Raw genomic sequence first — 14,925 nt, forward strand, 5'->3', positions numbered from 1 at the left:
GTCAACTTTTCAGGAAAGCGCTTTAGGGACGATCATGCTGCGCCGCTTCTACGACTGGATGATCCGCATTTCGGAAAGTCCCCGGGCCGTCTGGGCCCTCGGCATCGTTTCCTTTGCCGAAAGCTCCTTCTTTCCCTTTCCGCCCGACGTCATGCTGGTGCCGATGGCGGTCGCCAAACCCAAGAGGGCCTGGCTCTATGCCGCCGTCTGCACCGTCACCTCCGTGCTGGGCGGCGTGTTCGGCTACATGATCGGCTGGCTGCTCTACGACACCGTCGGTTCCTGGCTGATCCGGGCCTATGGCTATGAGCACGGCGTCGAGCAATTCCGCTGCCTCTATGCCCAGTATGGCAGCTGGATCATCCTGATCAAAGGCCTGACGCCGATCCCCTACAAGATCGTCACCATCACCTCCGGCTTTGCCGGCTACAGCCTGTTCTGGTTCGTCCTGCTGTCCCTGCTCACGCGCGGCGCCCGCTTCTTCATCCTGGCCGGCATCCTCAACCTGCTGGGCGAGCGTATCCGCACCTTTATCGAGAAGCACCTGACGGTCGTCGCCATCGCCTTCGTGGTGGTGCTGGTTGGCGGGTTCTTCGTCGTCGAACATCTGATGCCCACCGGTGGTAGTGCCACATGCCAGTAAATCTCAGTTCCCGCGCCGCATTGGCGGCCGGATTGATCGGCCTCGTCGTCATCGTCAGCGCCCTGGTGCTGCAGCATGGCTTCGGCTACGCCCCCTGCCCGCTCTGCCTGGAGCAGCGCTGGCCCTATTACATCGGCGTGCCCATCGCCTTCATCCTCGCTTTCATCGGCGACAGACTGCCCCGGAAGGTCATGGCCGCGGCGCTGCTGCTGCTCGCCATCCTCTTCGCCTATGGCTGCGGCCTCGGCATCTACCAGGCGGGCGCGGAGTGGGAATATTGGCTCGGTCCGGCCAATTGCGCCGCGGGCAATATCGGCTCCAACCCAGCCAATGTCGGCGGGCTGCTCGATGCGATCGACAGCTCCACCGTGGTATCCTGCACCAATCCGAGCCTGCGCATCCTCGGCCTCTCCCTGGCCGGCTGGAACGCCATCGTCATGGCCGTGATGGTGCTGATCTCGCTGAAGGGGGCTTTGAGCGCGGCCAAGTCTGGCTGAGGAAGCGCTGTCATCCCGGACGCGGCGCAACACGAAGTGATGCGGCGCAGATCCGGGATCGCCTTCCCGTTCGAGCACCTTCTTCGCCTTACGATCCCGTGCGCGATGCAGCATGCAATGCTGCGTCGCTGACACGGGATGACCACATTTCAGATCACGTTGAGCTCGAAGACCGGCCTGTTCTCGATCACGCGCGAATAGTCGAATACCGAGAGGTCGAGCGTCTGGAAGCGGCCCGTCGTGATCAGTTCGGCAACCGCGCGTCCGGCGGCGGGTGCCTGCTGCAGGCCGTGGCCTGAAAAGCCGTTGAGGAAGAAAAAGTTCGGCATGGAAGGATGCGGGCCGATCACCGCATTCTGGTCGAGCGTGTTGTATTCATAATGTCCCGCCCAGGCGCGCACGAGCTTGAGCTCCTCCAGCGCCGGGACCTGGGTGGCGAGCGCCGGCCAGACCGCATCCTCGAACAGGCTGTAGTCGACCTCGAAATCGCCATCGGCCCGCTTCTCGCCGCGTTCGTCCTCGGCACCGCCGCAGATATAGACGTCGCCTTCCGGCCGGATATAGATGCCGCCCGGCTCGACCAGCAGCGGCATGCGGGGCAACTCGGTCTTGCAACGCACCACGAAGACGGAACGCTTGCGCGGCTCGACCGGCAAAGCGAGGCCGGCGAGGGCGGCAACGTCGCCGCCCTGCGGCCCCGCCGCGTTGACCAGCGTGCCGCAGGCGATGCGCCCGCCCGATTTCAGCCTGACCGCCTCGGCCTTGCCATCCCGGTGATCGATGCCCACCACCTCGTCCTTGACATAGACGGCGCCGGCATCCCGCGCCGCCTTGCGGAAGAGATCGAGCAGGGAATGGGCATCGAACCAACCCTCGCCCCGGCGGCCATAGGCACCGGCGGCGATGCCCTCGACATTGAGCCAGGGAAATTCATGGCTGAGGGCCTCGGGGCCGAGCAGTTCGATCGCCGTGCCCTCGGCCTGCTGGACCTGCCAGTTCTGCTCCAGGATCGCCTTGCCCCCCTCGCTCGCCAGCAGGAGGTAGCCGCCCTCATGAAAGCCGATATCGGCGCCCGGCCCGAAGCGCTCCTTGAGGCCGCGCATGATCTCCAGCCCGAACAGGCTCATGCGGATGTTCTCGGGCGTGGAGAATTGCTGGCGGATCGAGGCCGCCGAGAGGGTGGTGGAGGAATGGGCGTAGGTGGGATCCCGCTCGATCACGGTGACGGTGCCGGCAAAACCGAGCTGGACCTTGAGGAAATAGGCGGTAGCGGAGCCCATGGCGGCGCCGCCGACGATGACGATGTCCGAGGAGGAAGGGATCACGAGAAACTCGCTGGCAGAAGGGGCGATTGCACCCGGGGGTCGGCCTTTCTATGATCGGAGACGGGATATGCGCAACGTCCTCGAGCAAAGCGCGCTCAAGCGTGAACGCTCATTTGCTCTATCTCTTTGTTTCCAAGCCAATCCGAGGGATTGGCTCGAACGTCTTTGCGATTCGAGGCGACTCCGTCAAATCGTAAAACGCCATGGGAGAGTGTCTGTGAGTTCCTGGCGGCCGCAGCCTGCAAGTGACCTGCCCGACGGGCTGATCCTGTTCGACGGGGTCTGCGTGCTGTGTTCAGGCATGGTGGCCTTCGTGATCCCCCGCGATGCCGTCGGCCGGTTTCGATTCGTCGCCGTCCAGAGCGAAGCGGGCGCCGCGCTCGCCCGCCGCTTCGGCATCCGGACTGACGATCCCGAGGCTGTCGCCGTGGTCAGCGACGGCATGGCCTATTTCAAGGCGGACGCGGCCATCGCCATCGGCCGGGGCCTGCCGGGCTGGCGCTGGGCGATCGTGCTGAAGGCTCTTCCCCGGCCCGTGCGGGACTTTCTCTATGACCGCATCGCCCGCAACCGCTATCGCCTGTTCGGCAGGCGCGAAAGCTGCCTGATGCCGACCCCGGAGATCCGTTCGCGCTTCATCGCCACCTTGCCCGATCTGGCGAGCGCGGCATGATCGAGGCCGACATCACCGTCCGGCGCACCGGCTTCACGCTCGAATCGGCCTTCACCTCCGATGGCGGCATCACCGCCTTGTTCGGACGCTCGGGCTCGGGCAAGACCACGCTCCTCAACGCCATGGCCGGGCTGATCCGGCCCGACAATGGCCATATCCGCCTGGATGGGCAGACGCTGTTCGAAGCCTCCACGCGCATCTTCCTCGCCCCGCATCGGCGCCGGATCGGCCTCGTCTTCCAGGACGCCCAGCTTTTCCCGCACCTGACCGCCCGGCAGAATCTTCTTTATGGCCGCTTCTTCAACCGCCGATTCTTCAACGTCGCGGCCGGCCCGAAGCTCGATTTCGACGCAGTGGTCGGCGTGCTCGGCATCGGAAAGCTGCTGGAGCGCCGCCCAAATGCGCTTTCGGGGGGCGAGAAGCAGCGCGTCGCCATTGGCCGCGCTCTGCTGGCCTCCCCTCGCCTCCTGCTGATGGACGAGCCCCTCGCCGCCCTCGACACCCCGCGCAAGCTCGAAATCCTGCCGTTGATCGAACGCGTGCGCGACGAGATGAAAGTGCCGATTCTCTATGTCTCGCACGCGGTGGAGGAGGTCGCGCGCCTCGCCGCCCGTGTCGTGGTCCTGGAAGCCGGCAAGGTCAGCCGTATCGGCACGCCGCAGGAAGTGCTGGCGCCGGCTCCAAATTCACTCCTTGGCCCGCTCTCCAATCAGCGCTTCGAGACGGTCTCACTGCTGGAAGCGCGGGTGCGCAGCTACGACGAGCATTACGGCCTCTCGACCCTGGATCACCCCGCCGGCCCGATCAGCATTCCCGGCCGCGCCGGCACGCCCGGCGCCAAGGTCCGCGTGGTGGTGCGCGGCTCCGACGTTTCGCTCGCCATGAAGCGCCCGGGAGCGGTGTCGATCCGCACCATGCTGGCGGGTGAGGTCAAGACGATCGATGCCGATGATGGTCCGGTCGCCCGCGTCGATCTCGCGCTGACCGGCGGCGACATGCTGTCCGCTTTCATCACCCGCAACGCCGTGGATGAACTGGGCCTGGGCCAGGGCGACACCGTGCTGGCCATGATCAAGGCCGCCTCGATCGATGCGCGTTGAGGGCTAGCGGGCCTTCTTCACCTCGTCCAGCCAGCGCCGGGCCGCTTCGTGATGGCGCGGCTGGATGGCGCCGGAAACCATGCGGATGGCGGCATAGAGAATGGCGGCATCGTCCGTGAAGCCGAGGCCGACGATGAAATCGGGAACGACGTCGAAGGGCAGCACGAAATAGGCAAGCGCAGCCGCCAGCGTCGCCCTTACCTTGAAGGGCGTATCGCGATCGAGCACCGCGTAATAGGCGGCCAAGAGATCGGAAGCAAAGGGGACATGGGCGAGCGCCAGCTTCAGCTTGGGCAGGAAATCGGCCTTGAGCTGCGCCTTGCGCCGCTCGAAACGACGGCCGGCATCGTCATACATACGCGACTGTGTGACCATGGTACCCTCCTCAACGCGAAAGCATGTGGCCCCGCCTTCAGCGGTTTCAAGCGCTACATACCCTTGCGTCATGAAAATATTTCGATCTGCATGGCTGCTCTGCGCCCAAAATCCGCCAGGATCTCGGGATTCGCGTTCTAATCCATTGCACTGAGCCCGCCGACAGGATATCGCATCGCAGCAAGATTATAACGGGTCGAAACTGGAGGTCCTTCCGATGGCCGATCCAAACGCGTCCGCCGGCAAATCTGGTCTGGCTGATTCGCGTCCCTTGTCGCCGCATTTGCAGATCTATCGCTGGCCGATCACCATGACGATGTCGATCCTGCACCGCGTCACCGGCGGGGCTCTCTATGTCGGTACCTTGCTGCTCGCCTGGTGGCTTCTGGCCGCGGCGACCAGCCCCTCGGCCTTCGCCTGGGTGCAATGGGTGATCGGCAGCCCGATCGGCCTCCTGATCCTGTTCGGCTATACCTGGGCCCTGATGCACCACATGCTCGGCGGCATCCGCCACTTCATCTGGGACTTCGGCCACGGCCTCGGACCGGGCGAACGCGATACCTATGCCTGGGCCAATCTGATCGGGTCGGTGGTGCTCACCGTGCTGATCTGGCTCATTGGCCTGCTGGCCTTCTGAGGATCCGACATGAGCAAGAGCCTCAAGACCCCTCTCGGCCGCGTGCGTGGCCTCGGTTCGGCCAAGTCCGGTACCCATCATTTCTGGCTGCAGCGCCTCACCGGCGCCGCCATGGTGCCGCTCACCATCGCCTTCGTGCTGACGGTGGTCTGCCTTGCCGACGCGAGCCAGGCCACGGCGATCGCCACCTTGTCGTCGCCGCTCGTCGCCATTCTGCTGTTCCTGTTCATCATCGCCGGCATCGTCCATATGCGGGCCGGCATGCAGGTGATCATCGAGGATTACGTCGAGACCGAAAGCCTGAAGATCCTGGCGGTACTCGCCAACACCTTCTTCTCGCTGCTTGTGGGGGCTGCGTGCCTCTACGCTCTGCTGAAATTGAATTTCGGGATGTAACCCAGTTTCGGGGTATTTATTTATGGCCGAAGGCACTGTTAACAATCCCTCCGCCCTGGGCACCGCCTATCCCATCACCGACCACACCTATGACGTCGTGGTCGTCGGTGCCGGCGGTGCGGGCCTGCGCGCCGTGGTCGGCTGTTCCGAGGCCGGACTGCGCACCGCCTGCATCACCAAGGTCTTCCCGACGCGCTCCCACACCGTGGCCGCCCAGGGCGGCATCGCCGCCTCGCTCGGCAATATGGGCCGCGACGACTGGCGCTTCCACATGTACGACACCGTCAAGGGGTCGGACTGGCTGGGCGACCAGGACGCCATCGAATATCTGGTGCGCAACGCGCCGGCCGCCGTCTACGAGCTCGAGCATTGGGGCGTGCCCTTCTCGCGCACCGAGGACGGTCGCATCTACCAGCGCCCCTTCGGCGGCATGACCACCGATTTCGGCAAGGGCATCGCCCAGCGCACCTGCGCCGCCGCCGACCGGACCGGCCACGCCATGCTGCACACGCTCTATGGCGCGGCGCTCAAGCACCAGGCCGAGTTCTTCGTCGAATATTTCGCCCTCGACCTGATCATGGACGAGGAGGGCCGCTGCCGCGGCATCGTGGCGCTGAAGATGGATGACGGTACCATCCATCGCTTCCGCGCCCACCGCACCATCCTGGCGACCGGCGGCTATGGCCGTGCCTATTTCACTGCGACCTCGGCCCATACCTGCACCGGCGACGGCAATGCCATGGTGCTCAGGGCGGGCCTGCCGCTGCAGGACATGGAGTTCGTGCAGTTCCACCCCACCGGCATCTACGGCGCCGGCTGCCTGATCACCGAAGGCGCCCGCGGCGAAGGCGGCTACCTCACCAATTCGGAAGGCGAGCGCTTCATGGAGCGCTACGCCCCCTCGGTGAAGGACCTCGCCCCGCGCGACATGGTCTCGCGCGCCATGACCATGGAAATCCGTGAGGGCCGCGGCGTCGGCAAGCGCAAGGACCACATCTTCCTGCATCTCGACCATCTGGATCCCAAGATCCTGGCCGAGCGCCTGCCGGGCATCTCCGAATCGGCCCGCATCTTCGCCGGCGTCGACCTCACCAAGGAGCCGATCCCGGTGCTGCCGACCGTGCACTACAATATGGGCGGCATCCCCACCAATTATCACGGCGAGGTGCTGACCAAGAAGGGCAACGATCCCGATGCGATCGTGCCCGGCCTGATGGCGCTGGGGGAAGCGGCCTGCGTTTCCGTGCACGGCGCCAACCGCCTCGGCTCCAATTCCCTGATCGACCTCGTGGTCTTCGGCCGTGCGGCGGGCCTGCGTTGCGCCGAGATGCTCAAGCCCGGCGAGAAGCATGCCGACCTGCCGGCCGATTCGGCCGAGAAGGCCCTCTCCCGCTTCGATCGCCTGCGCTATGCCAAGGGCGGCACGCCGACGGCGGAGCTGCGGCTCTCGATGCAGCGTGTGATGCAGAACGATTGCGCGGTTTATCGCACCGGCACCTCCCTTGCCGAGGGTAAGGAGAAGATCCACCAGGTCTGGCAGAGCGCCGACGACGTCCGCGTCACCGACCGCTCGCTGATCTGGAACTCGGACCTGATCGAGACGCTGGAATTCGACAATCTGATCAGCCAGGCCGTGGTCACCATGGATGGCGCGGAGAACCGCACCGAAAGCCGCGGCGCCCATGCGCGCGAGGATTTCCCCAACCGTGACGACCAGAACTGGATGAAGCACACGCTGGCCTGGGCCGATACCGAGAAGAAGTCCGTCAGCATCGATTACCGGCCGGTGCACACCTACACCATGTCGAACGACGTCCAGTACATCGAGCCGAAGGCACGCGTTTATTGAGAAAGGCAGCTCGCTGACGCGAGCCGCCAGCCTGACATCATCAGACTTATCCGGGCGCCTTGCCGCAGCCCACGAGAGACCCGAAAATGGTTCAGCTCACACTTCCCAAGAACTCCCGCATCGTCGGCGGCAAGGTCTGGCCGAAGCCGGAGAACCAGAAGAATCTGCGCGAGTTCAAGATCTACCGCTACGATCCGGACGGTGAGACGAATCCGCGCACCGATACTTATTTCGTCGATCTCGACGATTGCGGCCCGATGGTGCTGGACGCCATCATCTGGATCAAGAACACCATCGATCCGACGCTGACCTTCCGCCGCTCCTGCCGCGAAGGCATTTGCGGCTCCTGCGCCATGAACATCGACGGCGCCAACACGCTCGCCTGCACCAAGGCGATGGACGACATCAAGGGCGTGATCAAGATCTATCCGCTGCCGCATATGCCGGTGGTGAAGGACCTCGTGCCCGATCTCACGCGTTTCTACGCCCAGCATGCCTCGATCGAGCCCTGGCTGAAGACCGACACGCCCCAGCCCGAGAAGGAATGGCGCCAGACCCATGGCGACCGTGAAAAGCTCGATGGCCTCTACGAGTGCATCCTGTGCGCCTGCTGCTCCACCTCCTGCCCGAGCTATTGGTGGAACGGCGACCGCTATCTCGGCCCGGCTGCCCTCCTGCAGGCCTATCGCTGGCTTATCGACAGCCGTGACGAGCGCACCGGCGATCGCCTGGACGAGCTGGAGGACCCCTTCAAGCTCTATCGCTGCCACACCATCATGAACTGCGCCCAGACCTGCCCCAAGGGCCTGAACCCGGCCAAGGCAATCGCCGAAATCAAGAAGATGATGGTGGCAAGGCAGGTCTAGAGGCGGCGCTCCACCCCTCATCCCCCTGCCGGGACCTTCTCCCGCAGGGGGGAGAAGGGACTTTATCCAGCTTGGCCCACTTTCGCCCTCACCGCACCGGGCCGGTGACGTCAACGTCTTCCACCGGCGGCTGCCGGCCGGTTTCGTTGCGATCGAGCCGCGGCGAGGCGGCGGCCGGCACCGTGGCGGGCGCGTGGAGCGTGAGCTTGGGCAGTTCGAGATTGCTGTCGACGCGGCCGATCGGAGCGGCTGCAGACGTCATCGTCGACAGGGCAACCAGCACTGCAACGGCGCTTGGGGCAGCCATGGGGTCTCTCCGGGACGTGTGACGTTCAGGCCACACCTTGGCGGAATTGATTTAAGCAAGCCTTAAGATCATCCGGCCTATCAAAGAATCGACACAGAACCAGCTCAACAGGGTCGTGCATTCTCGCTATCCGACTTCCCCTACGGTATGCGGGATTGTCCGGCCGATTATCGCATGCGGCATTACGCTTCTTGCTGTCGCCACCTGCCTCGATCTGATATTGGCAGTACCTGTTAACTCTGACTGGGACCGGATGGACCGATGAGATTTTCCGCGCTGGCAATTCTACCCTGTGCCCTGCTGCTGGCGTCGTGTGCGTCATCCACTCGTCTTGGCGACGCTTTCGATTTCGGCAGTTCCCAACGTCCCCCGCCGGATGCCGGCCGGCCCGTACCGGCGCCGGAGCCGCTGATGGCGGCACCGACGGAGGACGTGACCTCCCAGCCCTTGCCGCCCGCCGGCGGCGAGGCGACGCCCGGCGGCACCGCTGCTGCGCCGTCCACCTCGCTTGCCCCGCCGAGCAACCAGGTCGCCGCCCTGCCGACAGCACCGCGCCCCTCTTCTACCAGCAGCATCTCCGGCAGTTGGAAGATCTCCGATGCCGCACGCGGCAGCTGCAACATCTCGCTGACGCGCCAGGCCCTGCTCGACGTCTACCGCGCCTCCCCCTCGGGCTGCCAGGCCGGTTCGCTCGCCAAGGTCAATGCCTGGCAGCAGCGCGGCCAGGAGATCGACCTGCTCGAGCCCGGTGGCCGTACGGCTGTGCGCCTGTTCCCGACGGGCGACGGCGCCTATGAAGGCGCGGCCACGCTGTCGGGCGCCAAGATCCGGATGACCCGCTAGAGAGGGCTGCTTTCAGCAAGCAGGCGTCCCGGGGCAGGCCCGCAGCCTGCCCTTTGTCTTTATAGATCCCGGCGAACAAGGAACGGCAGGCCGGCGGACGAGCCGGCCCTGTCCGACTCATCCCTGCACGGGAGCCCGCCCATAGGGATGGATCAGCGTGTCGTGCTCGGTGATGAAATAGCGCCGGGCCACATCCCAATAGCCGTCATAGACCAGGCCGCCATTCTCGCGAATCACTCGCTCGCGATTGGCGCGATACCAGGCCGGGATCTCGTACCAGGGCATCATCGGATTGTCGTGATGCACGACATGCAGATTGTTGTAGAGGAAGAGCAGCCCGAAGACCGGCGCGTTCTCGACGATGGCCGTACGCTCTTCCACCTCGTTCTCGGCACGGTGCTCGGCGAAGGAACGCACCAGCATCAGCGCCGTAGCCGGATAGACGATCGCCGCAAAATAGATCAGCGGATTGAGATCGCATATCAGCACCAGCCAAGCCAGCACAACCAATAGTTGCAGGGCATGGCTGGTCCAGATTCGGCGATGCATCGGCTCGCCATTCCATACGGCGCGGGCTTCGCGGGTGAGGAAGGTCGACATCGCCCGCGCCGGACCGATGGTCATCCGGCCGAGGAAGGTGGAATTGGCGCGGATCGCCCAGGCATGGAAGCGGCCGAGCCGGTCCCACTGCTCCTGCGTCCAGTAATGTGATTCGGGATCATCGAGCGGGTCGGTCAGCCGCTCGTCCCGGTGATGCAGCAGATGGCTGATGCGATAGGATTCATAGGGCAGCCACAAGAGCAGCGGCCAGCAGCCGATCCAGCGGTTGAGGGCGCGGTTCGCGGTCGGATGGCCGTGAATGACCTCGTGCTGGAGGGAGGCGTGCCAAGCGACCGTCCAGGCCCCGAGCGGGATCCAGATCCAGAGCGGGATTGCCGCATGAAAATAGGTCAATAACCCCCAAAGACTATAGATTATAGACGCAAGAACGACCGTCGGCCACTCGACCGCCTTCCGTCTCCGCCGCGCCTGAATCTCAGCCTTACGCATTCAAATCACTCCACAATTATAGTGATGATGCGGTGAAAGCCCAAATCACACAAGGATTGTGTTGTCGCATAACATTGACATTTGTCGTCTAATGATCTCTCTTGTAGATTATTCCATTCTTTGTTGACTAATATAAACATCCAGGGCAAAAAATGGCGCATCCCTCCGCGGCACAGAGCTTTCGTGACCGACTCGAACGGGTCATCGCCCAGACGGGCCTCAACCAGGCGGGCTTTGCCCGCCATGTCGGCATCGACCGCTCCACCCTGTCGCAATTGCTTTCGGCGGAGAACGACCGCCTGCCCCGGGCCGAAACCTTGGCGGCCATCGCCAAGGGGTGCCGTATCTCGATCGACTGGCTGCTGGGCCTGAGCCAGCGCGAGCAGATCGGTGCGGAATTGGTGGAAGCCGTGCTGACCATCGAGACCCAGGCCCACGCTCCCTTCAACGAGCGCTTCCTGCGCTGGCATGCCGAGGCAGCCGGGCGCAAGCTGCGCACCGTGCCGATGAGCTTTCCCGACTTCCTGAAGACCGACGAAGTGATGCAGTTCGAATATGCGGCGGCGCTCGGCCCCGATTCAAAGCCGGCACTGGCCGAGCGGCGGCGGCTGACCATTGCCTCCATCCGCGATGGCGGCGAGATGGAGGCCTGCGTCTCCGTCCAGGCGCTGGAACTCTTCGCCAGGGGCCACGCTCAATGGGAGGGTTTCGATGCCGCCGCCCGCAAGGCCCAGTTCAACACCATGGCCAGCCTGGTGGACGAACTCTATCCGACGTTGCGGCTCAATCTCTACGATCTCAGGCAGACCTATTCGGCCCCCTTCACCATCTTCGGCAACTCCCGCGCCGCAGTCTATCTCGGGCCGACCTACCTGGTGCTCAATGCCAGCGAGCATATCCGCATGTTGACGCGCCGTTTCGAGGACATCGTACGCACCGCCACGGTTCAGCCCCATGTTGCGGCAGCCTATCTGCGCGATCTCGGCGCCTCTCTCGACTGAGAGGCCCGACGGGCGCATCCTCCACGCAAGATGAACGCCACGTGAACGGGTGCTTGCATGATTGTTCACACTAATCCGGTTATGGTCCGCCTCAAGTCAAGGGCATTCGCGATCGAATGCTCGTCTGCGCCAACGTTTCGTCTCGACGTCTCTTTGCGACCTCCGGTGATTCCGACTGGTCGCAAAGCGCTCTAGCATCTGGTCTGGAGAAGCTTCATGCCCTGCCGAGCCCTTTTGGGGGTGATTGCCGGTCTGGCCCTGCTGACCCTGGGCCTTCAGACCGACGTGAACGCTGCTTTCGCACAAAATTCGCTGAACAATTACGCCCAGACGCCACAGCAGGCACCGGCGCTGGGGCGCAATCGGGGCCTTCCCCAGGCTCCCGACGAGATCGGCCAGGGACCGGACCAGGGACCCGACATGGCAGGCAATCCGCGCCTGTTGCCACCGCGCGCCATCATTTCGAGCCTCGCCGGCCGGGGATACCACAATGTCGTCATCAAGCGGGTACGCGGCGACAGCTATATCGCCGAGGCGGAGGGTTCGGAAGGCGGGCGCGTGCTCATCGTCATCGACGGCCATACCACCGAAATTACGGGATTGCGGCAATTGGGCTGGGCTCGCCCGCCCCGGCAATGGGACAACGACAGTTGGGTCCCACCGCGTCCCTGGAGTGGTCCACGCTGGTAGGCTCGAGCCGAAGTTCAGTTCCTGGCTCGATAGCTCGGCGTGCTCCGGAGCGGTCCGGCAGCCCGCCTGCGCCCTCGGCGCGGGCGGGCTCGTTATTTGACGCTGCCGCGGCAAAAAATGCTAAGGAGCAAGTCATGCTCCAGCCTACTGGCCCCCGGCTCCACGACAGCCCAGACAATCCCTGCCCGGCCGGCGCCATCGTCGAGGCGCTCACCACCCGGGACGGCATCACTTTGCGCACGGCGCGCTGGCCCTCGCTGTCACCGCATCCCAAGGGAACGGTCTGCCTGTTCCAGGGGCGCTCCGAATTCATCGAGAAATATTTCGAACTCATCCGCGAATTGCGGGCGCGGGGCTTTGCCGTGGCAACCCTCGATTGGCGGGGGCAAGGCGGATCCGACCGTCTGCTGCGCGACGGCCGCCTCGGCCATATCGACGATTTCGGCGATTTCGGGCCGGATCTCGATGCCTTCATGCGCAAGATCGCCTTGCCCGAATGTCCCGGCCCCTTCTATGGGCTGGCCCATTCGATGGGCGGTGCCATCCTGTTCGCCAATCTGCCGCCCGGCTCGATCTGGTTCGACCGGCTCGTCGTCACCGCGCCCATGATCGAGATCGACCGCAAGCCCCCCGGTGCGCGCTGGCTCGCCCGTTTCCTCGGCGGGCTCGGGCTGGGACGGCTGATCGTGCCGGGCTGGTCGCCCCGCCCGGTCGGGCTCAAGCCTTTCGACGGCAATCCGGTGACCTCGGACAAGGCCCGCTATGACCGCGCCGCCCGCATCGCCCGCGACGCCCCCGAGCTTGCCATCGGCGGGCCGACGATCGGCTGGGTCCGGGCTGCCTTCCGGGTGATGGACCGGCTGGCCGACCCGCGCTTCGGAGCGGATTGGCGGATCCCCACCCTGGTCCTGCTGGCGGGCGACGATCACGTCGTCTCCTCGCCGGCCGCCCAGCATTTCGCGGCCAAGCTCTATGCCACCCGGACCTTGACCCTGCCCGGCTCGCGCCACGAGATCACCCAGGAACGCGACGCCATCCGCGAGGCCTTCTGGGCCGCCTTCGACGCCTTCGTGCCGGGCACGCAGGCGTAAGTCCGGGACCGCAGGAGATCCTCAGCCCTGTGCCTGCAGCAGGGAAAGCGCCGCCGCATGCACGCGCGCATCGCCCGCCGCGACGATGCGGCCGCCGGCCTGGGCTGGACCGCCATCCCAGGTGGTGATGACGCCACCGGCGCCTTCCACGATCGGGATCAGGGCCGTGATGTCATAGGGCTGCAGGTTGGATTCGATCACCAGGTCGACCAGGCCCATCGCCAGCATGGCATAGGCATAGCAGTCGCCGCCATAGCGCGAGAGCTTCACCTTCTCTTCCACGACGGAGAACAAGGCCCGATCGGCCTCGGCCATCAGGCGGGGGCTGGTGGTGTAGAGCACGGCGTCGGCGAGGCCTGCGCAGGAGCGGGTGCGCATGGCGCGCTCGCCACCGGGGCCGCGATATTTGGCCGAGCCGCCATCGCCCGAAAAACGTTCGCGCGTGAAGGGCTGGTGCATCATGCCATAGCAGGGCTGGCCATTGCGCAGGAGGCCGATCAGCGTGCCCCAACCGACCATGCCGGAGATGAAGGACTTGGTGCCGTCGATCGGATCGAGCACCCAGACGAATTCGGCATCCAGGCGTTCGGAGCCATATTCCTCGCCCATCACGCCATGGCTGGGAAACATCGCCCGGATCTTCTGGCGGATCACCGCCTCGGCGCCTCGGTCGGCCTCCGTGACAGGATCGAAATTGCCGCCGCCGGACTTGTCTTCCGTGGCCAGGGCCGAACGGAAGAAGGGCAGGATCGTGGTGCCCGAAACATTGGCGAGCTCATCCACGAAGGCTTCGAAATCCACCGGTGCCATCTTTTTCTCCGCGCGGCCAGAGCGCTTCGTCTGTGCCGGTCTCCCCCTAGAGCAAAACGCGTTCAGGCGTGAACGCTTTTTTCTCTAGTTCGTTGATCCGACGCGTCTTTGCGATTCTTGGTGATTCCACCAAATCGCAAGACGCTTTAGAGCCTTTTGCGATCCGGCGAAATCGCCGGGGCACGCAAAGGCATGTCAACGAGGAGTTGGGGCAAAGCGCGTCTCGGTCTGAACGGGCTCTGCTCTAGAGCAGATTCCCGCCGGAGCAAACCGGTTTTTGAAAATGAAAACCCCGCCTCGCGGCGGGGTTCCGGGGCCCTGCTGCCAGCCGCCTGTCGGGGCCGGTGCCGGGACGCTACCGTGAAATTCGATTAGCGGCAGACGCGCACGCGCTCGACGTGATAGCCGTAGTCGTACTGGTTCGGCACGCGCTGGCGCTCGAACCAGCAGCGGGGCTGCACATAGACCGGAGCGGGTTCGTAATAGCCATCGTCATAATCATAACCGCGGTCGCGGTTGGACAGGGCGCCGCCCAGGAGCAGGCCGCCGACGAGGCCGGCTGCCGCACCGCCGGCGAAGGCGCCGCCGCGGCCGTAGCGAGCTTCGGCGGTACCGGTGGTCGCCATCGAGGCACCGGCAACAGTGGCAACAACCAGGGCCGATGCGAGAATTTTCTTCAACATGATCAATTCCTCACGGGGGGCGCTCCAGAAGCGCCACCATCGGTAGCTGCTTTGTGCCCTTGAACTCATGGGATGCACTTTAGGGGGTA

At 64.6% G+C, this 14,925-nt stretch carries 18 protein-coding genes; 12 read left to right on the forward strand and 6 right to left on the reverse strand.

The features are described 5' to 3' along the window. Positions 1-34 precede the first annotated feature (34 nt). Complete coding sequence (locus ACIGJE_RS02895; protein WP_311934510.1) at positions 35-643, forward strand: YqaA family protein; 609 nt, start codon at positions 35-37, stop codon at positions 641-643. Beyond that, positions 634-1,140, forward strand: a complete 507-nt coding sequence (locus ACIGJE_RS02900; protein ID WP_367626229.1) for a disulfide bond formation protein B — start codon at positions 634-636, stop codon at positions 1,138-1,140. The genes ACIGJE_RS02895 and ACIGJE_RS02900 overlap by 10 nt, the downstream gene beginning before the upstream one ends. Positions 1,141-1,289: 149 nt before the next feature. Here the strand turns inward: ACIGJE_RS02900 and ACIGJE_RS02905 are convergent, their stop codons facing one another. Then, positions 1,290-2,462: an NAD(P)/FAD-dependent oxidoreductase gene (locus tag ACIGJE_RS02905; protein ID WP_483680192.1), complete on the reverse strand. Its 1,173-nt coding sequence runs from the start codon at positions 2,460-2,462 to the stop codon at positions 1,290-1,292. A 220-nt stretch (positions 2,463-2,682) separates the two neighbouring features. Between ACIGJE_RS02905 and ACIGJE_RS02910 the strand changes: the two genes are divergently transcribed. Both ACIGJE_RS02910 and modC read left to right on the forward strand, forming a co-directional pair. Then, positions 2,683-3,138 carry a thiol-disulfide oxidoreductase DCC family protein gene (locus tag ACIGJE_RS02910; RefSeq protein ID WP_483679297.1) on the forward strand — a complete coding sequence of 152 codons (456 nt, stop codon included), beginning with the start codon at positions 2,683-2,685 and terminating at the stop codon, positions 3,136-3,138. Continuing rightward, positions 3,135-4,238: a molybdenum ABC transporter ATP-binding protein gene (gene modC / locus ACIGJE_RS02915; protein WP_483679299.1), complete on the forward strand. Its 1,104-nt coding sequence runs from the start codon at positions 3,135-3,137 to the stop codon at positions 4,236-4,238. The genes ACIGJE_RS02910 and modC overlap by 4 nt, the downstream gene beginning before the upstream one ends. 3 nt (positions 4,239-4,241) lie before the next feature. Here modC and ACIGJE_RS02920 read toward each other — a convergent pair whose 3' ends face one another. Beyond that, positions 4,242-4,613 (reverse strand): YkvA family protein, encoded by a 372-nt coding sequence (locus ACIGJE_RS02920; protein WP_311934506.1) that lies wholly within the window; start codon positions 4,611-4,613, stop codon positions 4,242-4,244. A gap of 217 nt (positions 4,614-4,830) precedes the next feature. Here ACIGJE_RS02920 and sdhC point away from each other — a divergent pair, with 217 nt between their 5' ends. The 4 genes from sdhC to ACIGJE_RS02940 all read left to right on the forward strand — a co-directional run bounded on the left by sdhC (position 4,831) and on the right by ACIGJE_RS02940 (position 8,361). Further along, positions 4,831-5,250 (forward strand): succinate dehydrogenase, cytochrome b556 subunit, encoded by a 420-nt coding sequence (sdhC, locus tag ACIGJE_RS02925; protein WP_311934505.1) that lies wholly within the window; start codon positions 4,831-4,833, stop codon positions 5,248-5,250. A 9-nt stretch (positions 5,251-5,259) separates the two neighbouring features. Then, positions 5,260-5,646 (forward strand): succinate dehydrogenase, hydrophobic membrane anchor protein, encoded by a 387-nt coding sequence (gene sdhD / locus ACIGJE_RS02930; protein WP_149252777.1) that lies wholly within the window; start codon positions 5,260-5,262, stop codon positions 5,644-5,646. Positions 5,647-5,668: 22 nt separating this feature from the next. Continuing rightward, a complete protein-coding gene (sdhA, locus tag ACIGJE_RS02935; RefSeq protein WP_311934504.1) occupies positions 5,669-7,495 on the forward strand; it encodes a succinate dehydrogenase flavoprotein subunit in 1,827 nt (608 codons plus the stop codon). Positions 7,496-7,581: 86 nt separating this feature from the next. Beyond that, positions 7,582-8,361 carry a succinate dehydrogenase iron-sulfur subunit gene (locus ACIGJE_RS02940; RefSeq protein WP_311934503.1) on the forward strand — a complete coding sequence of 260 codons (780 nt, stop codon included), beginning with the start codon at positions 7,582-7,584 and terminating at the stop codon, positions 8,359-8,361. Between the two features lie 88 nt (positions 8,362-8,449). Here ACIGJE_RS02940 and ACIGJE_RS02945 read toward each other — a convergent pair whose 3' ends face one another. After that, positions 8,450-8,668, reverse strand: coding sequence for a hypothetical protein (locus ACIGJE_RS02945; protein WP_483679301.1), 219 nt, complete (start codon positions 8,666-8,668; stop codon positions 8,450-8,452). 261 nt (positions 8,669-8,929) lie between these two features. Here ACIGJE_RS02945 and ACIGJE_RS02950 point away from each other — a divergent pair, with 261 nt between their 5' ends. Further along, positions 8,930-9,511, forward strand: coding sequence for an AprI/Inh family metalloprotease inhibitor (locus ACIGJE_RS02950; protein ID WP_082979895.1), 582 nt, complete (start codon positions 8,930-8,932; stop codon positions 9,509-9,511). A gap of 117 nt (positions 9,512-9,628) precedes the next feature. On the opposite strand, the gene ACIGJE_RS02955 is transcribed toward ACIGJE_RS02950, so the two are convergent. Continuing rightward, entirely contained in the window at positions 9,629-10,465 is an 837-nt protein-coding gene (locus ACIGJE_RS02955) for a fatty acid desaturase (protein ID WP_394310909.1), read from the reverse strand. Between the two features lie 248 nt (positions 10,466-10,713). On the opposite strand from ACIGJE_RS02955, the gene ACIGJE_RS02960 reads away from it, so the two are divergent. The 3 genes from ACIGJE_RS02960 to ACIGJE_RS02970 all read left to right on the forward strand — a co-directional run bounded on the left by ACIGJE_RS02960 (position 10,714) and on the right by ACIGJE_RS02970 (position 13,343). After that, a complete protein-coding gene (locus ACIGJE_RS02960) occupies positions 10,714-11,562 on the forward strand; it encodes a helix-turn-helix domain-containing protein (protein ID WP_311934500.1) in 849 nt (282 codons plus the stop codon). Between the two features lie 216 nt (positions 11,563-11,778). After that, positions 11,779-12,252 (forward strand): hypothetical protein, encoded by a 474-nt coding sequence (locus tag ACIGJE_RS02965; RefSeq protein WP_311934499.1) that lies wholly within the window; start codon positions 11,779-11,781, stop codon positions 12,250-12,252. A gap of 134 nt (positions 12,253-12,386) precedes the next feature. After that, a complete protein-coding gene (locus ACIGJE_RS02970) occupies positions 12,387-13,343 on the forward strand; it encodes an alpha/beta hydrolase (protein WP_311934498.1) in 957 nt (318 codons plus the stop codon). A 21-nt stretch (positions 13,344-13,364) separates the two neighbouring features. Here ACIGJE_RS02970 and hisN read toward each other — a convergent pair whose 3' ends face one another. Next, the gene (gene hisN / locus ACIGJE_RS02975) at positions 13,365-14,153 is read right to left on the reverse strand and encodes a histidinol-phosphatase (RefSeq protein WP_311934497.1); all 789 of its coding nucleotides are present in this window, start codon (positions 14,151-14,153) and stop codon (positions 13,365-13,367) included. Between the two features lie 371 nt (positions 14,154-14,524). Further along, on the reverse strand, positions 14,525-14,836 hold the full coding sequence (locus tag ACIGJE_RS02980; protein ID WP_156771603.1) for a hypothetical protein: 312 nt from the start codon (positions 14,834-14,836) through the stop codon (positions 14,525-14,527). Between the last annotated feature and the right edge of the window lie 89 nt (positions 14,837-14,925).

The organism is Labrys sp. E2SS-1L (genome assembly GCF_057073705.1).